The organism is Spirillospora sp. NPDC000708, assembly GCF_040299565.1.
Classification (GTDB): domain Bacteria; phylum Actinomycetota; class Actinomycetes; order Streptosporangiales; family Streptosporangiaceae; genus Spirillospora.
In genome coordinates this window covers 1-22,247 of record NZ_JBEPCJ010000131.1, presented here as the reverse complement: position 1 = coordinate 22,247, position 22,247 = coordinate 1, and the positions used below count along the sequence as shown (strand labels likewise).

The 22,247-nt window shown below is 74.2% G+C and carries 16 protein-coding genes; 10 read left to right on the top strand and 6 right to left on the bottom strand.

Annotated features, from left to right (window positions below):
- Positions 1-234 precede the first annotated feature (234 nt).
- The 4 genes from ABT299_RS48265 to fdh all read left to right on the top strand — a co-directional run bounded on the left by ABT299_RS48265 (position 235) and on the right by fdh (position 7,199).
- On the top strand, positions 235-1,167 hold the full coding sequence (locus ABT299_RS48265; RefSeq protein WP_500254936.1) for a PP2C family protein-serine/threonine phosphatase: 933 nt from the start codon (positions 235-237) through the stop codon (positions 1,165-1,167).
- A gap of 29 nt (positions 1,168-1,196) precedes the next feature.
- Entirely contained in the window at positions 1,197-1,940 is a 744-nt protein-coding gene (locus ABT299_RS48260) for an SCO6745 family protein (protein WP_190865254.1), read from the top strand.
- A 156-nt stretch (positions 1,941-2,096) separates the two neighbouring features.
- Positions 2,097-3,866 (top strand): hypothetical protein, encoded by a 1,770-nt coding sequence (locus ABT299_RS48255; protein ID WP_500254935.1) that lies wholly within the window; start codon positions 2,097-2,099, stop codon positions 3,864-3,866.
- An 84-nt stretch (positions 3,867-3,950) separates the two neighbouring features.
- Positions 3,951-7,199, top strand: coding sequence for a formate dehydrogenase (gene fdh / locus ABT299_RS48250; RefSeq protein WP_500254934.1), 3,249 nt, complete (start codon positions 3,951-3,953; stop codon positions 7,197-7,199).
- 15 nt (positions 7,200-7,214) lie between these two features.
- Here the strand turns inward: fdh and selD are convergent, their stop codons facing one another.
- Genes selD through selA form a run of 3 tightly spaced genes read right to left on the bottom strand, consistent with a single transcriptional unit; the run spans position 7,215 to position 11,328 of the window.
- Complete coding sequence (gene selD / locus ABT299_RS48245) at positions 7,215-8,228, bottom strand: selenide, water dikinase SelD (RefSeq protein WP_500254933.1); 1,014 nt, start codon at positions 8,226-8,228, stop codon at positions 7,215-7,217.
- Complete coding sequence (locus ABT299_RS48240) at positions 8,225-9,988, bottom strand: SelB domain-containing protein (protein ID WP_500254932.1); 1,764 nt, start codon at positions 9,986-9,988, stop codon at positions 8,225-8,227. Before ABT299_RS48240 ends, selD begins: the two co-directional genes overlap by 4 nt.
- A 2-nt stretch (positions 9,989-9,990) precedes the next feature.
- Entirely contained in the window at positions 9,991-11,328 is a 1,338-nt protein-coding gene (gene selA, locus ABT299_RS48235) for an L-seryl-tRNA(Sec) selenium transferase (protein WP_500254931.1), read from the bottom strand.
- A 163-nt stretch (positions 11,329-11,491) separates the two neighbouring features.
- Here selA and ABT299_RS48230 point away from each other — a divergent pair, with 163 nt between their 5' ends.
- The 3 genes from ABT299_RS48230 (at position 11,492) to ABT299_RS48220 (ending at position 14,443) form a co-directional block, all read left to right on the top strand.
- Positions 11,492-12,061: a MarR family winged helix-turn-helix transcriptional regulator gene (locus ABT299_RS48230; RefSeq protein ID WP_500254930.1), complete on the top strand. Its 570-nt coding sequence runs from the start codon at positions 11,492-11,494 to the stop codon at positions 12,059-12,061.
- On the top strand, positions 12,058-12,903 hold the full coding sequence (locus ABT299_RS48225; RefSeq protein WP_500254929.1) for an EamA family transporter: 846 nt from the start codon (positions 12,058-12,060) through the stop codon (positions 12,901-12,903). The genes ABT299_RS48230 and ABT299_RS48225 overlap by 4 nt, the downstream gene beginning before the upstream one ends.
- Before the next feature lie 211 nt (positions 12,904-13,114).
- Positions 13,115-14,443: a PucR-like N-terminal domain-containing protein gene (locus tag ABT299_RS48220; protein ID WP_500254928.1), complete on the top strand. Its 1,329-nt coding sequence runs from the start codon at positions 13,115-13,117 to the stop codon at positions 14,441-14,443.
- A 9-nt stretch (positions 14,444-14,452) separates the two neighbouring features.
- Here the strand turns inward: ABT299_RS48220 and ABT299_RS48215 are convergent, their stop codons facing one another.
- From ABT299_RS48215 to ABT299_RS48205, 3 genes are all read right to left on the bottom strand, one after another.
- A complete protein-coding gene (locus tag ABT299_RS48215) occupies positions 14,453-16,258 on the bottom strand; it encodes a fatty acyl-AMP ligase (protein ID WP_500254927.1) in 1,806 nt (601 codons plus the stop codon).
- Between the two features lie 32 nt (positions 16,259-16,290).
- On the bottom strand, positions 16,291-17,295 hold the full coding sequence (locus ABT299_RS48210; RefSeq protein ID WP_190868782.1) for an acyl-CoA desaturase: 1,005 nt from the start codon (positions 17,293-17,295) through the stop codon (positions 16,291-16,293).
- Between the two features lie 96 nt (positions 17,296-17,391).
- Positions 17,392-18,666 (bottom strand): lipase family protein, encoded by a 1,275-nt coding sequence (locus ABT299_RS48205; protein WP_190868783.1) that lies wholly within the window; start codon positions 18,664-18,666, stop codon positions 17,392-17,394.
- A 374-nt stretch (positions 18,667-19,040) separates the two neighbouring features.
- Between ABT299_RS48205 and ABT299_RS48200 the strand changes: the two genes are divergently transcribed.
- The 3 genes from ABT299_RS48200 to ABT299_RS48190 all read left to right on the top strand — a co-directional run bounded on the left by ABT299_RS48200 (position 19,041) and on the right by ABT299_RS48190 (position 22,172).
- Positions 19,041-20,744, top strand: a complete 1,704-nt coding sequence (locus tag ABT299_RS48200) for an ExeM/NucH family extracellular endonuclease (RefSeq protein WP_500254926.1) — start codon at positions 19,041-19,043, stop codon at positions 20,742-20,744.
- Between the two features lie 101 nt (positions 20,745-20,845).
- The gene (locus ABT299_RS48195; protein WP_387031131.1) at positions 20,846-21,124 is read left to right on the top strand and encodes a hypothetical protein; all 279 of its coding nucleotides are present in this window, start codon (positions 20,846-20,848) and stop codon (positions 21,122-21,124) included.
- Positions 21,125-21,164: 40 nt separating this feature from the next.
- Entirely contained in the window at positions 21,165-22,172 is a 1,008-nt protein-coding gene (locus ABT299_RS48190) for an LLM class flavin-dependent oxidoreductase (protein ID WP_190868786.1), read from the top strand.
- The last annotated feature ends 75 nt before the right edge of the window (positions 22,173-22,247 follow it).

The following is a 22,247-nucleotide window of genomic DNA, read 5'->3' as shown; positions in this document are numbered from 1 at the left end:
GGGGCGCGGGCCAACACCCGGCTTTATAAAACCCCCGGCGTGCACTAAAACCCACACCCCCCCCGCCCTGCGCGCAGCCCCCCGGCGCGCCCCCCCCCCGCGGCGCCGCGCCCGGCCGGAGGGGAGCCGGCCGCGCCGATCAGGATCCAGGGCTCCGCGGCGGGACGCGCGTTCGTCTCCCGGCGGCCCGTCGTCGAGCCCGTCCCCGCCGACGGCTCCGAAGCGCCGGACGGCATGGACGCCCGGGTGTACTCCCCCGTCACCGCGCGGGGCGAGCGGCTCGGCGTCCTGGAGTTCGGGTCGGCGGGCGGCGACTGGGACGAGGGCGAGCTGGCCGAGCTGGCGGAGATCGGCGCGGTGTTCGGGTCGGCGCTGCGGGTCGCGTGGAACCACACCGACCGGTACGAGCGGGCCCGGCGCAGCCAGCGGCTCACGCTCGCGGCCGAGCTGCAGTGGCAGCTGCTGCCCGGGCACGCCTGCACCGGGGACGGCTACACCCTCGCCGGGCACCTGGAGCCCGCCTACTCGATCGGCGGCGACAACTTCGACTGGTCCGCCGAGCACGACCACCTCGCGCTGACCGTCACCAACGGGTCGGGCACCGGCATCCAGGCGGCGCTGCTGACGTCGCTGACCGTCGGGGCGCTGCGCAACGCGCGCCGGTCCGGCGCCGACATCGGCGAGCAGGCGAGCCTGGCCAACGACATGGTGCACGTCCGCTACGGCGGGCGGGAGTTCACCGAGACGCTGGTGATGCGGATCGACCTGGCCGACGGCATGGTGCACGTCATCGACGCGGGCTCGCCGCGGATCCTGCGGATGCGCGGCGCCGAGGTGGCGCGCGTCCCGCTGGAGCAGCAGCTGCCCCTCGGCATGTTCCCCGACACCGAGTACCGGCCGCAGCGGTTCCGGCTGGAGCCCGGCGACCGGCTCGTCATCGTCAGCGACGGGGTGTTCTCCGCGCGGTCCGCGCGCGGCGAGTTCGGCACGCACGCGCTGGAGCAGGCGACCCGCCGCAGCCGCCTGCAGGACGCGGTGGAGGTGCCGCTGACCATCGTGAGCGAGCTGATCGAGCACCACGAGGGCGCCGACCTCGCCGACGACGCCGTGGTGGTCTGCCTGGACTGGCACGGCCCCGCCGCGCGGCCCGCCGCCGAGCCGGAGTAACCTCCCGCTTACCCGAGCGAGGAGGCGCGATGGACGGGCTGGACGCGATGGAGACCGTGCGGGCGGCCGACGGCATCATCCACGACGTGGGCGCGGCGTGGATGCTCGACCCGGCGACACCGGAGCGCGGGAAGCGCGCCGGATACGGCAACCCGTTCGCCTTCTACTTCGCGGGCCGCGGCGGGGTCCTCGGGGACGTCGACGCCGACGTGGTGTCCGCCGCGATGGGCTGGTTCCCGCCGCAGGTCGTCCGGCTCTTCTGGGACGAGGGCGTCGCGGTCGCCGGGGCGCGCGAGGCCGCCCGGCGGTACGCGGTGACGTGCGCGGAATGGGGCCGCGACCACATCGGCGACGCCGGCGGCGAGCGGCTGTGCGACCTGGCCGGCCGCGTCGTCGAGGCCGCCGAGGGCTCGGGGCTGCCGCTGTTCTGCGGATGGCGCGCAGAGCCGCTGGTCGACGACGTCCCGGGCCGCACCGCGCAGCTCGTGCACGTGCTGCGCGAGTGGCGCGGCGCGCTGCACCTGGTGGCGACGACGGCCGCCGGGCTCGCGCCGCTGGAGGCCGTGCTCGCCGGCTCCGACGAGGGCCGGGCGCGCTTCCTCGGCTGGCGCGGCGACCTCCCCGACTGCTCCGGTCTCAAGGGGCGCCGCGCGGAGGCGGAGGAGACCACCGACCGGCTCGCCGCCGCCGTGTACGAGCGGGCGCTGTCGCCCGCCGAGCGCGCCGAGTTCGCGGAGCTCGTCCGCGCGGTCGGCGCCGCCGCCCTGGGCTGAGCCCCGCCGAGCGCTGGGGCGGGCGCTGGGGCGACGCGCTTTTTGTCGTCCGGGGCACAAGAACCGTCCGGCGATTGTGTCAGCGGGCGACTGTCGCGGCGGCGGGGCGGCGTTCATTGTTGCCCCGTATCCGTCCGCGTCCGGAAGGAGAACGTGATGGGGCGACCACCCCACCCCGTCGTTCGCCGCCCGTCGCGCCGGCTCGGCGGGCTCGCCGTGCTGGGCGCGTCGGCGCTCGTCGCCGCCGCGGCGGCGCTCCCCGTCCACGCCTTCGCCGCCCCCGCCGCCCCGGCGGCCGACCCGTCCGCCGACCGGGTCGAGACGCCGGTCGCCACGGGCTCGCCCGTCACCGGCGTCACCGAGACCATGGTGCGGGTGCGCGTCCCGCTGCCGTCCTCGGCGGGCCCGCACCCGGAGGCCTGCGACTGGCTGTCGTACCTGCGGTTCCGGGACTCCGCCGGCCCCGCCGCGTCGGCGGACGCCGACCGGATCCTCGTCGCGCAACCCGGCATCCTGGAGGGCGCGGGCGCCTTCGACAGCGTCGCCCGCAACACCGTCGCGGCCGCCGCGAAGAACGGGAAGCACATCGAGTTCTGGGCGCTGGACCGCAGGTCCAACTGCCTGGAGGACCACACCGGCGTGCAGGCCGGCCTCGCCGCCAAGGACGTCCACCTCGCCGTCGACTACTACTACCGGCGGAAAGAGGTGGACGGCCGGAAGTTCGCGGGCTACCAGACCAACGACCAGGTGACGTGGCTGCAGAACGTCGGGCTGGAGCAGACCGTCCGCGACCAGTACGACCTGATGGTCCACGAACTGCCCGACCAGGCGGCCCGCAAGCGGAAGATGCTCTGCGGCGGCCATTCCCTCGGCGGCGTCCTGACCGCGTTCTTCGCCGAATGGGACTTCGACGGGAACCCCTCCACCACCGACGACGCCGGCTACGAGCAGTGCTCCGGCTACTTCGCGCTCGACACCCGGATCAGCACGAGCCTGCCCGGCATGGACGGCCAGATCCCGACCGACCTGATCCCGCTGCTGAAGTTCGGCGCGAGCGCCGTCCAGGCCGGGCTGGAGAGCGGCGTCGTCCCCCGCGCGCTCTCGGCCCCCGCGCTGATCAACACCGAGACGATGAACCTGCTGTCGATCGCGGGCCTCGCCGCCGACCTCGCCCCGGACGGCCCGTCCGACCTCTCGACCTATGTGCCGTCCTCGTTCAACACCGACACGACCTACCGGCTGCTGTTCTCCAAGGACTACCCGACGTTCCTCAAGGGCTCCCCGACGGTGAAGGACTTCCGCTTCACCAACGCGGCGGCGCTCGGCGGGCTCCTCGACGACAACTCCGAGCCGCTGGCGTTCATGCAGGCAAGCGTCGGGTTCTGGGACGGCGGGAAGATCGTCGACAAGGAGTTCCCGGCACCGAACGACCTGGACTCGATCGGCCTCGGCGGCCTCGGCCAGCTCCTCGGCCCGGACAAGAAGGCCATCCCGGACGAGCCGAACGGCCCGCTCTACACCTGGCGGAACTACGACGCCCTCGGAGGCGGGGTGCCCCCTTCCAAGGACGGCACCCCCTTCACGTCCGCCGCCAAGGAGGTCACCGACATCGGCGAGCTGGCCCGCAGCCTCGCCGAGCAGCCGCTCGACTTCACCGAGCACTACTTCCCCACCAAGATGGTCACCGACATCGCGCTGGCCGCGTCCCCCGGCATCGCCGACGACGCCGTCCACACGAACGGGCCGACCGCGAACCCGATCATCAACTTGGAGGCCGGCGACGGGCTCGGCGGCCGCGACCCGCGGCCCGGCGACGTCGTCGCCCCCGGCTACCAGCACATCGACGTGCTGACCGCCGCCGCGAAGCAGAACGGCGGCGAGCCCGAGATCGTCTCCACGAACCTGGCCGCCTTCGCCGCGAAATGACCGTCGCCCGCCCGCGCCCCGCCCCCGGTGTTTCGGGGTGCGGGGCGCGGGTACGTGGCCGCCCGACGAGGTGAGGGGGTCGGGATGGGCGTCCGCCAGTGGATCGGGTCGTGGCCGGTGTACCGGCAGGTCACGGGAGACGATCCGCTGGGCCGCGGGGCCGCCGCCAAGAGCGGCGTCAGCGAGCGGCTCAAGCCGCGGGTCAGCACCGCCGACCAGGTCGTCAAGTCCGTCTGCCCGTACTGCGCGGTCGGCTGCGGCCAGAACGTGTACGTCAAGGACGACAAGGTCGTCCAGATCGAAGGCGACCCCGACTCCCCGGTCAGCCGCGGGCGGCTCTGCCCGAAGGGGTCCGCGAGCCTCCAGCTGACGACCGGCTCGGCGCGCGAGCAGCACGTGCTCTACCGCCGCCCGCACGGCACCGAATGGGAACGGCTCGACCTCGACACCGCCATGGAGATGATCGCCGACCGCGTCATCGCGGCGCGGCGGCACGGCTGGGAGTGGGAGCGGAACGGGAACCGGACGAGGCGCACCCTCGGGTTCGCCAGCCTCGGCGGCGCCACCCTCGACAACGAAGAGAACTACCTCATCAAGAAGCTGTTCACCGCGCTCGGCGCCGTACAGATCGAGAACCAGGCCCGCATTTGACACTCCTCCACCGTTCCCGGTCTGGGAACCTCGTTCGGACGCGGCGGCGCGACCACCTTCCAGCAGGACCTGCAGAACGCCGACTGCATCGTCGTCCAGGGCTCGAACATGGCCGAGTGCCATCCGGTCGGGTTCCAGTGGGTGATGGAGGCGAAGGCGCGCGGGGCCAAGCTGGTGCACGTCGACCCGCGGTTCACCCGCACCAGCGCGCTCGCGGACCTGCACGTCCCGCTGCGCGCGGGCAGTGACATCGCGTTCCTCGGCGGGATCATCAACCACGTCCTGGCGAACGAGCGGTACTTCCGCGAGTACGTGCTGGAGTACACGAACGCGTCGGTGATCCTGGACGAGGGCTTCCGCGACACCGAGGACCTCGACGGCGTCTTCTCCGGCCTCGACCCCGAGTCCCGCGGCTACGACCAGGCGACCTGGCGCTACGAGGGCCTGGAGGTGCAGGCCGCCGCCGGCGAGCGCGACATGGAGTACGAGGACCGGGCCGCCGCGTCGACGTCGGGGCACGGCGAGGCCACCGGGGCCGGCGGCCCGGCGCTCGGCGAGGGCGACCCGTCCCGCGACCCGTCCCTGGAGCACCCGAGGTGCGTGTTCCAGGTGCTCAAGCGGCACTTCTCCCGGTACACCCCGGAGATGGTGGAGCGGATCTGCGGCGTCCCGCAGGACCAGTTCCTCCAGGTCTGCGAGCTGGTCACGGAGAACTCCGGCCGCGACCGCACCACCGCGTTCGCGTACGCGGTCGGCTGGACGCAGCACACCGTCGGCGTCCAGTACATCCGGACGGCGGCGATCCTGCAGACGCTGCTCGGCAACATCGGGCGGCCCGGCGGCGGCATCCTCGCGCTGCGCGGCCACGCCTCCATCCAGGGGTCGACCGACATCCCGACGCTGTTCAACCTGCTGCCCGGGTACATCCCGATGCCGCACGCCCACGCCAACGAGAGCCTGGACGCGTTCATCGCCGCCGAGGCCGCGAAGAAGGGCTTCTGGGGCGAGATGCGCTCCTACTTCGTCAGCCTGATGAAGTCCTACTTCGGCGACGCGGCGACCGCCGACAACGACTTCTGCTTCGACTACCTGCCGCGCCTCACCGGCTCGCACAGCACGTACGAGACGGTGATGGCGCAGATCAAGGGCGCCTGCAAGGGCTACTTCCTGCTCGGCGAGAACCCGGCGGTCGGGTCGGCGAACGCGAAGATGCAGCGGCTCGGGATGGCGAACCTCGACTGGCTCGTCGTCCGCGACTTCTCGCTCATCGAGTCGGCGACGTGGTGGAAGGACGGCCCGGAGATCGAGTCCGGGGAGATGCGCACCGAGGACATCGGCACCGAGGTGTTCTTCATGCCCGCCGCCGCGCACACCGAGAAGGACGGCAGCTTCACCAACACCCAGCGGATGCTCCAGTGGCACCACAAGGCCGTCGAACCGCCCGGGGACGCGCGCAGCGAGCTGTGGTTCATGTACCACCTGGGCCGGATCATCCGGGACAAGCTCGCCGGGTCGTCCGACGAGATGGACCGCCCGGTGCTCGACCTCGCCTGGGACTACCCGGTGCGCGGCGAGATCGCCGAGCCCGACGCCGAGGCCGTGCTCGCCGAGATCAACGGCCGTGACGCCGACGGGAACCCGATCTCGTCCTACACCCAGCTGAAGCCGGACGGCTCCACCTCCTGCGGGTGCTGGATCTACGCGGGCTGCTACGCCGACGGCGTCAACCAGGCCGCCCGCCGCAAGCCCGGCGGCGAGCAGAGCTGGGTGGCGCCCGAGTGGGGCTGGGCGTGGCCGATGAACCGCCGCATCCTGTACAACCGGGCGTCCGCCGACCCCGACGGCAACCCGTGGAGCGACCGGAAGGCGCTCGTCTGGTGGGACGCCGAGAAGGGCGAGTGGACGGGCCACGACGTGCCCGACTTCGTCGCCGACAGGGCGCCGGACTACAAGCCGCCGCACGGCGCGACCGGCCCCGACGCCCTCGCCGGGAACGACCCGTTCATCATGCAGGCCGACGGCAAGGCGTGGCTGCACGTCCCCGCCGGGCTCATGGACGGCCCGCTGCCGGCCCACTACGAGCCGCAGGAATCGCCGTTCGACAACCCGCTGTACAAGCAGCAGCGCAATCCCGTCCGGCAGATCATCGAGCCGCATCCGGCGAACCTCTACCAGCCGAGCGGCGACCGGCCCGGCTCGGAGGTGTTCCCGTACGTCACCACGACGTACCGGCTCACCGAGCACCACACGGCGGGCGGCATGTCCCGCTGGCAGCCGTACCTGGCCGAGCTCCAGCCGGAGTTCTTCTGCGAGGTGTCGCCGGAGCTCGCGGCCGAACGCGGCCTCGAACACGCCGGGTGGGCCACCGTCATCAGCGCCCGAGGCGTCATCGAGGCCCGCGTCATGGTGACCGAGCGGATGTCGCCGCTGCGGATGGACGGCCGCACCCTGCACCAGATCGGCCTGCCCTACCACTGGGGCGCCAACGGCTACAGCCGCGGCGACGCCGCCAACGAGCTGCTCCACCTGTCCCTGGACCCGAACAGCCACATCCAGGAGGCCAAGGCCCTCGCCTGCGACATCCGCCCGGGCCGCCGCCCCCGCGGGGAGGCCGCCCTCGCCCTCGTCCGCTCCTACCGCGAGCGCGCCGGCATCACCGACCGGACCGGCACCCAGATGTGACCCGGCCCCCGCCGGTCAGCGGATGAGGAGGGGGTGGCCGGTGGCGGGGACGAGCTCGCCGATGACGGGGTGGTCCGGGAGTTCGGCGGCGACGAGGAGGCCGCCGGAGGTCTGGGCGTCGGCGAGCAGGAGGCGGTCCTCCTCGGAGGCGGTGCCGAAGTCGGTATGCGGGGCGACCCAGTCGAGGTTGCGGCGGGTGCCGCCGCTGACGTACCCGGCGCTGACGGCGTCGCGGGCGCCGTCCAGGTAGGGGACGGCGGCGGCGTCGACGACGGCGGTGACGCCGGACGCGCGGGCCAGCTTGTAGAGGTGGCCGAGCAGGCCGAACCCGGTGACGTCGGTGGCGCACTCGGCGCCGGCGGCGAGCGCGGCGGCGCAGGCGCCGCGGTTGAGCGCGGCCATCGACGCGACGGCGTGCGGGAAGACCTCGCCGGTCGCCTTGTGCCGGTTGTTCAGCACGCCGACGCCGAGCGGCTTGGTCAGGGTGAGCGGCGTGCCGGGCTTGCCGGTGTCGTTGCGGAGCAGGCGGGCGGGGTCGGCGACGCCGGTGACGGCCATGCCGTACTTGGGTTCGGGGTCGTCGACGCTGTGGCCGCCGCCGACGTGGCAGCCCGCCTCGGCCGCGACGTCCAGGCCGCCGCGCAGCACCTCGCGGGCCAGCTCGAAGGGGAGGACGCCGCGGGGCCAGGCGAGCAGGTTCACCGCGACGAGCGGGCGGCCGCCGACGGCGTACACGTCGGACAGGGCGTTCGCGGCGGCGATGCGGCCCCAGTCGTACGGGTCGTCGACGACGGGGGTGAAGAAGTCGGCGGTGGCGACGACGGCGGGGCCGCCCGGCGCGTCGGGGAGCGTGACGACGGCGGCGTCGTCGCCGGTGTCGAGGCCGATGAGGAGCTCGCCGTTCGGGTCGGCGGGCGCCGTGCCGTGGCTCGCGGTGAGGCCCGCGACCACGTCCTCCAGCTCGCCGGGCGGGATCTTGCAGGCGCAGCCGCCGCCGTGCGCGTACTGGGTCAGCCGCTTGTCGGTCATGAGGTCCTTTCGGTGCAGCGCCTGCGCAGGTCGTCCACGCGGACGGTGTAGCCCTGCTCGTCGAGGTGCTCCAGCAGCGGGACGGCGACGCGGCGCGTGGTGCCGAGCGCGCGGCGCGCCTCGCTGAGGGTGAACGGCGGGTCGAGCTTGGCCAGCAGCGCGGCGGCCTCGGCGTCGGCGCCCGGCAGCAGCACGATCCCGTCGGCGACCCTGAGCAGCGCGCCGGCCGCGGCGGCGGCCGCGATCAGCTTCGGGGTGAGGCCGAGTTCGGCGAGCCGGCCCGCGTCGGGCGCGTTGAACGGGGCGCCGGCCAGGTCGCGGCGGACGGCGTCGACGGCCCGGCGGACGTGGGGCGGCAGTTCGGGCGCGGTGGCGGTGCCGTAGAGCCGGCCGTCGCGGCGGTGCAGGCCGGTGGCGAGCGCCTCGACGAGGGCGCGGTCGGGCAGGCCGAGCGCGCGGCGGGCGGCCTCGGCGGGCAGGCCGGGGTCGGTCGGGTGCGTCCTGGCGTGCTCCTCGACGGCGTCGCGGAGGCGGCGGCGCAGGTCGTCCCAGTGGCCGGGGTCGGCGAGCCAGTCCCCGGCGACGGGTTCGGACGGCGGCGGCACGCCCATCGCGATCAGGTCGGCGCGGCGGGCGAGGCCGCGGCGGCGCAGTTCGGCGGCGCCGTCGGGACGCGGGCCCATCGCGGCCAGCTCGCGGGCCCGCGCGGCGGCGGCGCCGCGCCGGGTGAACGGCTCGGGCCGCACGTCGAGCACCGCGACCCCGGCCGGGACGCGGTGCCGGCCGGGGTCGCGCAGCAGCGCGGCGTCTCCGGCGCGCAGCGGCAGGGGCCGCTCCAGCGCGAGCCGCGCGGTGTCCTCCCCGAGGGCGCGGACGTGCACCGGGACCGCGGCGGAGCCGACGTGCAGGACGAGCCGCCGCGGCAGGTCGCGCGCGGGGTCGCCGTGCAGCCGGACGTCGACGAGTTCGGTGGGGAGCCACCGTCCGGGGGTGAGCAGCGCGTCGCCGCGGCGGAGCGCGCCGGTGCCGCCGTGCAGGTTGACGGCGACGCGGGCGACGGCGCCGACCTCGTCGTACTGCCGCTTGAGGCTCTGCAGGCCGCGGACCCGGACGGTCTCGCCGCCGGCGGCGAGCCGGTCGCCGACGCGGAGGGTGCCGGCGCCGAGCGTGCCGGTCACGACGGTGCCGCGGCCCTGGACGGTGAAGACCCGGTCGATCCACAGCCGCACGTCGGCGGTCCGGTCGGGCTCGGGCAGCGCGGCGGCGAGGTCGGCCAGCGCGGCGCGCAGGCCGTCGAGCCCCTGCCCGGTGGCGCCGCTGACCTCGACCGCGGCGACCTCGCCGAGGGACGTCGCGGCGATCCGCTCCAGCGCGTCGTCGCGGACGCCCGCGGCGGTCGCGGCGTCGGTGAGGTCGCGGCGGGTGACGGCGAGCAGGCCGTGCCGGACGCCGAGCGCGTCGAGCACCGCGAGGTGCTCCTGCGACTGCCGCTGCCAGCCCTGGTCGGCGGCGACGACGACCATCGCGGCGGGGACGGGCCCGACGCCGGCGAGCATGGTCGCGACGAACCGCTCGTGGCCGGGGACGTCGACGAAGGCGACGGGCTCGCCGCCGGGGAGGTCGGTCCAGGCGAAGCCCAGCTCGATGGTGAGGCCGCGGCGCCGCTCCTCCTCCAGCCGGTCGGGCTCCATCCCGGTCAGCGCGCGGACGAGCGTGGACTTGCCGTGGTCGACGTGCCCCGCGGTCGCGACGACGTGCATGCTCAGGGTCCTTCCGTGGCGGAGACCACCGCGCGGGCGACGGCCTCGTCCTGGCCGGGGGGCACGGCGCGCAGGTCGAGCAGGCAGCGGCCGTCCTCGACGCGCCCCATCACCGCGGGCGAGCCTCGCCGCAGCCGTGCGGCGTACGGTTCGGGCAGCGAGACGGCCGCGCTCGGCAGGACGACGCCCGGCGCGCCGCCGCCGCCCACGGCTGCGTCGCTGTCCACGGGCGCCGCGTCGACGCCCGCATCGCGCAGCCGGGCGGCGAGCCGCCGCGCGCGCTCGCGCAGCGACGCGGCGTCGGCGTGCAGTGCCTCGTCGGTGGGGGTGCGGGGGCCGCGGACGGTGGCCTCCAGCGCGGCGAGCGTCAGCTTGTCGACGCGCAGCGCGCGCGCCAGCGGGTGCCGCGACAGCCGCCGCACGTACTCCTCCTTGCCCAGGACGAGCCCGCACTGCGGGCCGCCGAGAAGCTTGTCGCCGCTCGCGGTGACCAGGTCGGCGCCCTCCTTCAGCCAGGTGGCCGCGTCGGGCTCGTCCGGCAGCAGCGGCTCGGGTTCGAGCAGGCCGGAGCCGATGTCGGCGACGACCGGGACGCCGAGCCCGGTCAGCTCCGCGACGTCCGCCGACCGGGTGAAGCCGGTGACGCGGAAGTTGGACGGGTGCACCTTGAGGATGAAGCCGGTGGCGGGGCCGACCGCCGCCGCGTAGTCGTCCGGCGAGGTGCGGTTGGTGGTGCCGACCTCGCGCAGCCGGGCGCCGGTCGCGGCGAGCAGCTCGGGGATGCGGAAGCCGTCGCCGATCTCCACCATCTCGCCCCGGCTGACGATGATCTCGCGGCCGCCGGCGAGCGCCGTCGCGGCCAGCACCAGCGCCGCCGCGCCGTTGTTGACGACGTGCGCCGCCTCGGCGGCCGGGACGGCGTCCAGCAGCGCGGCCAGCGCGGACCGGCCGCGCCGCGCCCGCGCGCCGGTCGCGAGGTCGAGCTCGACGTCGGTCGCGCCGGACGCCACGAGCATCGCCTCGCGCGCGGCGCCCGACAGCGGGGCGCGCCCGAGGTTGGTGTGCAGCAGCACGCCGGTCGCGTTGACCACGGGCCGCAGCCCGGCCGCGGTGACCGGCAGCGCGCCGGCCGCCGCGTCCGCGACCGCGCCGGCCGGGATCTCGCCGGCCCGCGCGCGGCGCTGCGCCGCGACCACCGCCGCCTTCACCACGCCGCGTCCGAGCCGCGCCGCCGCCTCCGCGAGCCGCGGGTCGGCGAGCACCGCGTCCGTGCGCGGGATCCGCCGCCGCTCGTCCTGCTCGCCGGGGGGCGCCGGAACCGGCGCGGGTCCACGATCCATGCGGCGACCTCCGTTGCGGGCGGCGCCGCAGGAGATCGGGTGCGGCGCACGAGACCAGCAGGGGTTACCCCTCAGGGTCGCACGCCAAACGAACCCGCGCCGGGCCTCCGGCCCTTCCCGCCGGGGGTTGCGCCGCCCCCGCCGGGCTTGTTATGCATGAGTCATGCATGACCGTCTCGCGAACCTGCTCGGCGCCGCCTCGCTCGCGGTCACCGACCTCGCCCTCGCCGGCGCGACCCGGGCCGCCGGAGTGAGCGCCAGCGGCGCGGGGGCGCTGGTCGTCCTCGCGCACGCGCCCGGCCTCGGCGTCACCGAGCTCGGGCGGCGCGTCGGGCTCACGCAGTCCGCCGCCGCCCGGATGCTGGACGGCCTGGAGGCATCGGGGCTCGCCCGGCGGGAGCGCGGCCCGGGACGCGGCGTCCAGGTGCGGCTGACCCCGGCCGGCGAGGAGGCGGTGGGCGCCATGCTCGCCGCGCGCGGCGCGCCGCTCGCCACCGCGCTCGCCGGCCTGGACGCGAGCGAGCGCGACCTGCTGGGCGCCCTGCTCGGCAAGCTCCTGGCCCGCCTCTACGCCGAGATCGGCGACGCGGACGTCATGTGCCGCCTGTGCGACCGCGGATGCTGCACCGACGGCGCCGTCTGCCCCGTGGGGCAGGCCGAAAGGGACGCCCTCGCGGGACGGGACGCCCTCGCGAGACGGAACGGCGAGGAGAGCGCACCGGGAGCGTCGTGACGGGCGCGGTCCTCGCCCTCGCGTCGGCGCTCTGCTACGGCATCGCGGACGTCGCGGGCGGGCTGCTGTCGCGGCGGGCGGATTTCCGCACGGTCGCGTTCCTCGGGCAGGCCGGCGGCCTCGCCTGCGCGGCCGTCTTCTCCCTTCTCGTCCCCGTGCGGGAATTCGCGTGGCACGACCTCGCCTGGGGCGCGCCGTCCGGAATCGGCACCGGAATCGCCATGGTGTTCCTTTACCGGGGCATCAGCGGCGGGACGATGAGCGTGGTCGTCCCCGTCAGCGCCGTCGGCGGCGTCGCGCTTCCGGTCCTGGTGGGCGTGGCGTTTCTCGGAGACCGGCCCTCGGCCATGGCCTGGGCGGGGATCGCGGTGGTCCTGCCCGCCCTCTGGCTGGTGTCCCGGTCCCGATCGGACGAACGCGACCGCGTGCGGTCGGCGGTCGTCAACGGGCTCGTGGCGAGCGCCGGCATCGGCGTGCAGTACCTGGCACTGGCGCGGGCCGGTGGCGATTCGGGCCTGTGGCCGGTTGCGGTCGGGCGCGTGGCGGCCCTCCTGACGATCGCGCCGATGCTCGTGCGATCGCGGGCTCCGCGACTCCCCGGCGCGCGGACGACGGCGTGGGCGGTCGCGACGGGCACCGTCGCGGCGGCCGCGCTCGCGCTCTACCTGCTCGCCACCGGGCGCCAGCTCGTGGTGATCGCGGTGGTCCTGTCGTCGCTGTATCCGGTGGTGCCGGTGCTGTGGGGCGTCACCGCGCTGCGCGAACGGCTGTCGGCCGGGCAGGTGGCCGGGCTGGCCGCCGCCGGCGCCGCCGTGGTGCTCCTCACCCTGCCGCCCCCGTAGCCGGCGGGCTCCTTTTTCCACGAAAGGTGACAAAGGATAGCGGCGTTTCTTGTGCTCTCCTGCCCGGGAGCCGCCGGCCTTCTTATTCCGCTGCGCGAAATCAATCCGTCCCGTACCAAACGCGGGCCGGGGTTGTCACTCCTGTGAGTGTCGCGGGAAACGCGGGCTACCTAGCCTGGCGGCCCGGGTGTCCGCTCACGGAGGTGACACTTTGACGGAGCTGCACGAAGGGTCGGCCGAGACCGACGATCTGTCGTCCCAGCCCTGGCGGGACGTCCCGCGCGAGGAGGCCCGGTGGATGCGGCCCCACCTTCCGGACCTGGTCGACACCATGGTCGAGGGGGTGCTGCGCAACGTCCCCGAGTACGCCCGGCCGGACGATCCCGTCTACACCGAGGTGATCCGGAGCGCGGTCGCGCAGGGCATGGGGCACTTCGTGCAGATGATCGCCGACCCGGACACGCCCTGGCAGGAGGTCCACCAGGTCTTCTTCGACATCGGCTACGGCGAGGCCGTCGAGGGGCGCAGCCTGGAGCACCTGCAGAACGCGCTGCGCGTCGCGTCCCGGACGGCGTGGCGGTACCTGTCGCGGGAGGCCGACCGGCTGAAGAAGCCGCGCGAGCTGGCGATCGCGCTGACCGAGGTGAACTTCGCCTACCTGGACCTGCTCGCCTCCGCCGCCGCGCAGGGGTACGCCCGGGCGCGGGAGAAGGCGGCCGGGGAACGGGAGCAGCGGCGCGGCCGGCTGCTCAGCCTGCTGCTGTCGCAGCCGCCCGCGCCCCGCGACATCGTCGTGGAGCAGGCCGGGCTCGCGGGCTGGACGCTGCCGGAGCGGATCGCCGTGATCGTGCTCGCCCCCCGCCCCGGCAGCGGCGGCGAGGGCCCGGCCGGGCTGCCGCCGTTCCTGCTCGGCGGCGTCGACCGGGGCCGCCCGTGCCTGGTCATGCCGGACCCCGACCGGCCCGGCGGCGCCGACCGGCTCACCGCCACCGTCGCCGGATGGACGGGCGCGATCGGCCCGTCGGTGCCGCTGGAGGAGGCCGGCGTGTCCCTGCACTGGGCGCACCGGACGCTCGATCTGATGGCCGCCGGGCGGCACGGCGGCGCCGCGAACCCCGCCGGAGAGCAGGACCCGCCCTCCGCGAGGAACCGCGAGCAGGACGGGCCCGGCGGCCGGACGCGGCGGGGCGGCTCCCCGGCCGGTCGGCTCGTCCGCGCGGACCGGCACCTGCCCGAGCTGCTCCTCCAGGAGGGCTGGACGCTCGCGGAGGCGACGGCGCGGCGCCGGCTCGCGCCGCTCACCGAGCTCGGCCCGCACCGCGGCGGGCGGCTGGCGCTGACCCTGCTCGAATGCCTCAAGCACGGGTTCAACGCCACCGACGCCGCCGAGGCGCTGTGCGTGCACCCGCAGACCGTCCGGTACCGGCTCGCGCAGCTGCACGACCTGTTCGACTACGACATCGAGGAGCCGTCCCTGCGGCTGGAGCTGATGCTGCTGCTCCCCGTCTGGCTGCGCGACGCCGGCGACGGCGAGCACTGATCCCGGCGGCTACTCCTCCCGGGCCGGGACGGTCACGTACGGCAGCGTCCGGTCGAGGTAGGCCTTCCGGCACGCCGACCGGGCGATCTTCCCGCTGCTGGTGCGCGGGATGCCGCCCGGTTCGATCAGCACGAAGTCGTGCACGCGCAGGTCGTGCTGCTGCTTCACGGCGGTGCGCACGGCCTGCGCGACCTCGTCGACGTCCAGCAGCGCGATCGGCACCCGCCGGTTCCGCTCGGCGACCACGATCAGGCCCTCGGTGTCGCCGGTGTCCACCGCCACCGCGGCGGTGTACTCGCGGCGGATGCCCTTGTGCGCGTTGGACACGGTGAACTCGATGTCCTGCGGGTAGTGGTTGCGGCCGTCGACGATGACCAGGTCCTTGATCCGGCCGGTGACGAACAGCTCGCCGCCGTGCCGGACGCCGAGGTCGCCGGTGCGCAGCCACGGCCCGCGCGGCAGGCCGCCGGTGTCCCCGTGCGCCTCCTGGGGGGACGACCCCCCAGACCCCCCGGAACCGCCTTTGAGCTCCGCCTCGAAGGTCTCCTTCGTCGCCTCCGGTCGCCCCCAGTAGCCGGCGGCGACGTTCGGGCCGTGCACCCAGATCTCGCCGACCGAGCCGTCCGGCTTCCGCACGCCCGTCTCGGCGTCCACGATGATCGTGTGCTGGCCGAAGGACGTGCCGCACGCGATCAGCTGGATCGCGCCGGGCGCGTCCGGGGCGACGGGCTCGGCGGTGCCGCGGCGCAGCGCCTCGTGGTCGAACGCGGCGCGGGTCGGCTCGCGGAACCGCGACGACGCCGACACGTACACGGTCGCCTCGGCGAGGCCGTACGCGCACACCTGCGCCTCGGGCTTCAGCCCGCAGTCCTTGAACGCCTCGTAGAACCCGGTGAGCGTGCTCTCCCGGATCGGCTCGGCGCCGTTCATGAAGACCTGCACGCCGCTGAGGTCGAGCTTCGCCTTCTCCTCCGCGGTGACCTGCGCGGTCAGGTACTCGTAGGCGAAGTTCGGGCCGCCGGTGAAGGCGTGCTTCTGCTCGCTGAGCAGCTCCAGCCACCGGACGGGCCGCATGACGAAGGCCACCGGGTCCATGATCACGCCGGGGTTGCCGTAGACGAGCGGCAGCGCGACCGTCGTGACCAGGCCCATGTCGTGGAAGACCGGCAGCCAGTTCACCCCGGACGACTCGCGCGGGATCCCCTCGAACGTGCGCCACAGCTGCTCGGCGTTGGTCGCGAAGTTCCCGTGCGTGATGATCACGCCCGCCGGGGTGCGCGTGGACCCGGACGTGTACTGCAGGTAGGCGACGTCGTCGGGGTCGATCGGCTCGGGCGTCCAGTCGAGCGCGCCGTCCACCTCGTCCGCCACGATGATCTCGGCTGGCTCGCGGACGCCGTCGTCGGCGAGGAACGCGCGGACCGCCGGCAGCGACGCGCTGGTGGTGATGACGGCGTCGGGCTCGGCGTCCTGGTAGACGGCGAGGAGCCGGTCGCCGTGGCCGGGCAGGTCCGGGGAGAACAGCGGGACGCCGATGACGCGGGCGTACATCGCGCCGAGGAACCCGGTGACGTAGTGCAGGTCCTGCGGGGCGAGCAGCGCGACGCGCCGCCCCGGCGAGGTCGCGCGGCGGATCGCGGCGGCGATCGCGCGGGCGCGCCGGTCCAGCTCGCCCCAGGTGACGTCGGTGGCGACGCCGTCCGGGTCGGTCATGTAGTCCATGAACGTGTAGGCCCGGTCGTCGGGGAAGTCCTTGGCGAACCGGGCGAGCCGCTCGATCAGCGGGGTGCGGTCGAGCGCGGGGAGGTCGGTCATGCTCACAAAGCTCCTGGTACGGGAGGGACGAGTCAGGAGGAGACGGCGTCGGCGGCGGCCGGCGCGCCGGCGGGTTCGCCGGTGCGTCCATCGCGGCGGACGCGGCGGGATTCGAGGCGCTCGCGGTCGGGCCAGCGGACGTCCCAGACCCAGCCGAGCCGCTCGAAGAGCCAGATGACGCGGGCGCTGATGTCGATCTGCCCCTTCAGCACCCCGTGCCGGGCGCAGGTCGGGTCGGCGTGGTGCAGGTTGTGCCAGGACTCGCCGAACGACGGGATGGCGAGCCACCACACGTTGCGGGCCTTGTCGCGGGTCCGGAAGTCCTCCTTGCCGAAGACGTGGCAGATCGAGTTGATCGAGAACGTGACGTGCTCGCCGACGAACACCCGCATCAGGCCCGCCCAGAACAGCGCGGTCACGGCGCCGTGCCAGGACCGGGTGAGCAGCGCGCCGAGGCCCATCGGGACCAGGAACGTCGACAGCACGATCACCGCGTAGACGGGGTCGAGGGACAGGAACCGGATGTCGCGGTCCTTGAGCAGGTCGGGCGCGTACTTGCTGCGGGACGTGCGCTCCTTGCTGAACAGCCAGCCGATGTGCGCGTGGTACAGCCCCTTGGTGAGGCCCCACACGCCCGGCCCGTACGCCCACGGGGAGTGCGGGTCGCCCTCCTGGTCGGAGTACTTGTGGTGGCGGCGGTGGTCGGCGACCCACCGGACGACGGACCCCTGCATCGCCTGCCCGCCGAGGACGGCGAGCGCGATCCGCAGCCACCGCTTGGCCTTGAAGCCGCCGTGCGTGAAGTGCCGGTGGTAGCCGACCGTGATCCCGAGGGCGTTGAGCGGATAGAGGAAGGCGAAGATCGCGATGTCCGTCCAGCCGATCCCCCAGCCCCACAGGAAGGGGACGGCCGCCAGCAGCCCGATGATCGGCGCGGCCACGAACACCACGACCGCGATGCGCTCGGGCAGCGGCACGGTGCCGGAGATGTCGGGCTGCGGGGTTCGGCTGCCAACGTCGGCGACACCCGCTGTCATTGCGGACTCCTTAGAGACATGAGTGCGGAGGCCCCGCCCGCGGGTCCCGGGCGGCCGGTCGTCCCGGCCGTCCGGCCCCGCGGGCGGGGCGGCGGTTCAGCAGTTGCTCTGGACGGGCTTGCCGGCGAACCGGTCGCCGAGGAAGTTCGTCACGTCCCCGGCGGCGCCCCAGTCGGTCGACAGGTGCTCGGTCGGGTAGGTGTTCTTCCAGGTCGTGTTGATCCCGGCCGCGCAGTACGCCGCGCGGGTGCCGTCCTCGGTCTCGTGGGGGATGATCTCCTCCAGCCAGCCGCGGTACTGGAACACCGGGAAGCCGATCTTGTACGTGGCGCCCGAGGACGGGGTGCCGACGCCGACGCCGAGCTTCTGCCGGTCGACGATGTCGCCCCAGGTGGTCCCGTCCGGGCCCTTGAGCGCGTAGATCTGGTCGAGGGACAGGCCCTGCTTGGAGAAGTTCTCGACCTTCGCGCCGAGGAACACCGCGAGCGTCCCGTACAGGCAGTTGGCCTTCACGTCCTTGATCGCCTGCGCGCCCTTGTCGTTCATCAGCTCGTCGAACGGCATCTCTGGGTAGGCGGCGTGCAGGCCGACCAGCGCGTCCGCGAGGAACCCGGCGAACAGGCTGCCGTTGAGCTGCTTGGCGGTCAGCTTCAGGTCGCCGGGCACGCCGCCCGCCGCCGCGCCGACCACGTTCAGCTCCGGCGCGTAGGACGCGGCGAGCTGCGCGCCCCACAGCGCGGCGGCGCCGCCCTCGGAGTAGCCGGAGATGCCGACCTTCCCGTCCGCCTTCAGCGTCCCGCCGGGGATCTGCCGGGACGTGCGGACGATGTCGAGCAGCGCGTGCCCCGCGTTCGCGCCGATCATGTAGGTGTGCACCTGGCCGTCGAGGTAGCCGACGCCGTCGGTGGCGGCGACCGCGTACCCGGCCTTGAGCATCAGCTGCAGGTTGCCGCCCTCGTACATGTCGACGTACTGGCCGGCGAGCTGCTTGGAGAACGCGCACTGCAGGCCGGAGCCGAGGGTTCCGGGGTTGAAGGCGACGGTGGGCCGCGAGCCCCCGCCCTTCCACTCGGCGTCCGGCACCGCGACGGTCCCGGACACGGCGATCTTGCGCCCCTTGGCGTCGGTCGAGACGTACCTGACCTTCCAGGCGTGCATCGGCACGTCGCCGGGGATGTTGGTGAGCTTCGCCGGACGGCAGGCGAGCAGGTCGCCCGGGTTCCCGGTCACCGCCGAGGACGCGGCGTAGATCTGCGCGTCCGTGGCGTCGCAGCCCGGCGGCGCGGCCACGGCCTGCGGCGCGGTCGACACCGCGGGCACGGCCAGGGCGGCCCCCAGCGCCGCGGTGGTGAACAGGGTCCGAAGTCGCATTCCTCGCTCCAGGGTGGGTCCGGAAAGTGAATGCTGATGACTGTCCCCCAGGGGCGGCGCGCCGCGGAATGAAGATGCGTCACAGGGTCGGGCGCCCTTATTAGCAACCAAGTCAAAAACGGCCGGGCAGGGTGAACGCCCGTCGGCGTCCTCCCGCCAGTCCTCCGGCCCGTCGCCCCGCCCACCGCGCGGGCCGATCCGTCCGGCGGGCCGGGCGTCCGCGGCGGCGGGTGCCGCCGTCGGTGCGGTACGTGAGGTCCGGGGGCGCGGCGGCGCGTCGCACGCCCTCCGAAATGCGACAAGCCATTGCAAATTGGTGGAGTCTTCATTAATGGTTCGCCGGGTCGGGGCGGCCGGGCCGTACCGTCCCGCGCATGCGCCGAACAGCAGCAGCACTAGCGACCGTCCTGACCGCCGGTATCGCCGCGGCCATGGCGGCCGGCGGCGGACCGGCCGCCGCGGCGGAGCCGGAGACCTGCGGCACTCCCGCCACCCACCAGATCGCCGAGGTGCAGGGCACCGGGGACGCGTCCCCCCTGCGCGGGCAGACCGTCCGCGTCGAGGGCGTCGTCACCGGCGACTTCCAGCGCGCCGACCAGCTCAAGGGCTTCTTCGTCCAGGACCCGACGCCGGACGGTGACCCGCGCACCTCCGACGGGCTCTTCGTCTACTCCACCCAGGAGGTGCGGCCCGGCGACCGGGTCCTCGTCACCGGCAAGGCCACCGAGTACAACGGCCTCACCGAACTGTCCCCGGTCACCACCGTGAACGTGTGCGGCCGCGGCAAGGCCGCGCCCGAGAACGTGCGCCTGCCGCTGGCGGACGGCGCGGACCTCGAACGGTACGAGGGCGAGCTGCTGCGCTTCCCGCAGAAGCTCACCGCCACCGAGACCTACCAGCTCGGCCGCTACGGCGAGATCACCGTCTCCGCCGGCGGCCGCCTGTTCCAGCCCACCGATGGTCACGGCTCCACGCAGGCGGACAACGACGCGCGGCAACTCCTCGTCGACGACGGGTCGAACGTCCAGGACCCGGCGACGATCCCGTACACCGACAAGCGCGTCCTGCGGATCGGCGACACCACGTCCGGGCTGACCGGCGTCCTCACCTACCAGTTCGGCGCCTACGCCCTCCAGCCCACGAAGGCGGCGCACTTCGCCAACGACAACCCGCAGCCGAAGAAGCCGCGGCCCGTCGGCGGCGACGTCCGCGTGGCGAGCTTCAACACCCTCAACTGGTTCACCACGCTGAACCAGCGCGGCGCGAACACCGCCGAGGAGCGCGAGCGGCAGCTGGCCAAGCTCGTCGCCGCGCTGAAGGGCCTGGACCCGGACGTCGCCGGGCTGATGGAGGTCGAGAACAACGGCGACACGGGCGCGCTGAAGACGCTGGTCGACCGGCTCAACGGGGCCGTCGGCGCCGGGACGTACTCCTGGATCGAGAACCCGAACCCCGGCACCGACGCGATCCACGTCGCGATCATCTACAAGCCGGCGAAGCTGACGCCGGTCGGCGCCGCGCACTCGTCCGACCAGGCCGTGTTCGAGCGCCCGCCGCTGGCGCAGGAGTTCCAGCCGGTCAACGGCGGCACGCGGTTCACGCTGATCGTGAACCACCTCAAGTCCAAGGGCTGCACCGGCGCGACCGGCGCCGACACCGATCAGGGCGACGGGCAGGGCTGCTTCAACGCCCACCGCGTCGTGCAGGCGAAGGCGGTCGCCGCGCTCGCCGCCCAGGAGGAGAATCCGCTCGTCATCGGCGACCTCAACAGCTACACCGCCGAGGACCCGATCAAGGTGCTGGCCGGCGCCGGGCTCGCCGGGCAGACCGAGCGGTTCGTCCGGCCCGCGCAGCGCTACTCCTACGTCTTCGACGGCATGTCCGGGGAGCTCGACCACGTGCTCGCCGGCGCCGCCCTGGCGAAGCGGGTGACGGGCGCGACGATCTGGCACGTCAACAGCGACGAGCCGACGTTCCTCGACTACAACACCGAGTACAACCAGCCGCGCTTCTACCGGCCGGACGCGTTCCGGTCGTCCGACCACGACCCCGTCCTGGTCGGCCTGCGCCTGCACTGATCCCGCCGGGCCCGGGCGTCCGAATCGAGACGTCCGGGCCCCTTGCGCCGCCGCTCACGGAGCGTATGATCCAGGTCACACTTCTAGTGATCGGTGCGCGCATGAACGAAGCAGCTCCCCGCCTGGCGTTCGGGATCGGTCCTGACGGGACGTACACGCGGGTCGGCCAGACGGTCGCGTTCGTCCTGGGCCTGCTCACCACGTTCGCGTTCCTCCCGCTGGTCGTGGTCGGCGCCGTGCTGTACACCAAGGCCGAGGGGGTCTTCGCTGCGGACGCCGCCCGCGCGCGCCGGCTGGTGAACTGGTCGTGGATCAGCATCACCGTGCCCGTGATCATCGCGGTCGCCGCCGGGGCGGCGGTGGCGGCGCTGCGGGGCTGACCCGGGAAGAGGGCGGAGCCCCGGCGGGTTTGCACTCTTTATGAGCATCCCCTTCTCCGTCCTCGACCTGGCGCCCGTGGTGAGCGGCGCCACGTCCGGCGACGCCCTGCGCAACACCCTCGACCTCGCCCGGAGCACCGAGGGCCTCGGCTTCCACCGGTACTGGCTGGCCGAGCACCACACGATGCCGGGCATCGCGAGCTCGGCGACGTCGGTCCTGATCGGGCAGGTCGCGGCGGCGACGTCGCGGATCCGGGTCGGGTCGGGCGGGGTGATGCTGCCGAACCACGCGCCGATGGTGATCGCCGAGCAGTTCGGGACGCTGGAGGCGCTGTTCCCCGGGCGCATCGACCTCGGCCTCGGCCGGGCGCCCGGCACCGACCAGGCGACCGCGCGGGCGCTGCGCCGCTCCCCCGAGGCGCTGTCGGTCGACGACTTCCCCGAGCAGGTCATCGAGCTGCGGGGCTACTTCGCCGAAGACAGCACGGTGACGCCGGCGGCGGGCAACGAGCCGCCGGTGTGGCTGCTCGGGTCCAGCGGGTACAGCGCGCGGCTGGCGGGGCTGCTCGGGCTGCCGTTCGCGTTCGCGCACCACTTCAGCGCGGAGAACACGCTGCCCGCGCTGGCCCTGTACCGCGAGTCGTTCCGCCCGGGGATGCTGGACGCGCCGTACTCGATGATCGGCGTGTCGGTCACGGCGGCGGAGTCGGACGAGCGGGCCCGCGAGCTGGCGGCGCCGCAGGCGCTGGCGTTCCTGCGGCTGCGGCAGGGCCGTCCGGGCAAGCTGCCCACCCCGGAGGAGACCGCCGCGCACCCGTACACGCCGCTGGAGCGGCAGATGATCGACTCGCGCCTCGCCGACCAGGTCATGGGCGGTCCCGAGACCGTCAGGCGGCAGATGGACGCGCTGATCGAGAAGACCGGCGTCGACGAGGTCATGGTGACGACGCAGGTGTTCGACCACGCCGACCGGATCCGGTCCTACGAGATCCTCGCGGACCTGTACGACCTGAAGGCCGCCGAGCCGCCCGCCGCCAGCGGGCTCTGACCTCGAAGCCGATCCCACGTCAACGGCGTTGTGGGCCGGGGGGGGGGGGGGGCGCCCCCCGTGGGGGGGGGTTGT

Excerpts from the sequence above, each read along its gene's own strand:
- ABT299_RS48265 (WP_500254936.1), top strand. The coding sequence starts at position 235 with ATGGACGCCCGGGTGTACTCCCCCGTCACCGCGCGGGGCGAGCGGCTC.
- ABT299_RS48205 (WP_190868783.1), bottom strand. The coding sequence starts at position 18,666 with ATGCGACTTCGGACCCTGTTCACCACCGCGGCGCTGGGGGCCGCCCTG.
- ABT299_RS48200 (WP_500254926.1), top strand. The coding sequence starts at position 19,041 with ATGCGCCGAACAGCAGCAGCACTAGCGACCGTCCTGACCGCCGGTATC.
- ABT299_RS48230 (WP_500254930.1), top strand. The coding sequence starts at position 11,492 with ATGCATGACCGTCTCGCGAACCTGCTCGGCGCCGCCTCGCTCGCGGTC.
- ABT299_RS48240 (WP_500254932.1), bottom strand. The coding sequence starts at position 9,988 with ATGCACGTCGTCGCGACCGCGGGGCACGTCGACCACGGCAAGTCCACG.
- ABT299_RS48215 (WP_500254927.1), bottom strand. The coding sequence starts at position 16,258 with ATGACCGACCTCCCCGCGCTCGACCGCACCCCGCTGATCGAGCGGCTC.
- ABT299_RS48255 (WP_500254935.1), top strand. The coding sequence starts at position 2,097 with ATGGGGCGACCACCCCACCCCGTCGTTCGCCGCCCGTCGCGCCGGCTC.
- selD (WP_500254933.1), bottom strand. The coding sequence starts at position 8,228 with ATGACCGACAAGCGGCTGACCCAGTACGCGCACGGCGGCGGCTGCGCC.
- ABT299_RS48260 (WP_190865254.1), top strand. The coding sequence starts at position 1,197 with ATGGACGGGCTGGACGCGATGGAGACCGTGCGGGCGGCCGACGGCATC.
- selA (WP_500254931.1), bottom strand. The coding sequence starts at position 11,328 with ATGGATCGTGGACCCGCGCCGGTTCCGGCGCCCCCCGGCGAGCAGGAC.
- ABT299_RS48190 (WP_190868786.1), top strand. The coding sequence starts at position 21,165 with ATGAGCATCCCCTTCTCCGTCCTCGACCTGGCGCCCGTGGTGAGCGGC.
- ABT299_RS48195 (WP_387031131.1), top strand. The coding sequence starts at position 20,846 with ATGAACGAAGCAGCTCCCCGCCTGGCGTTCGGGATCGGTCCTGACGGG.
- ABT299_RS48210 (WP_190868782.1), bottom strand. The coding sequence starts at position 17,295 with ATGACAGCGGGTGTCGCCGACGTTGGCAGCCGAACCCCGCAGCCCGAC.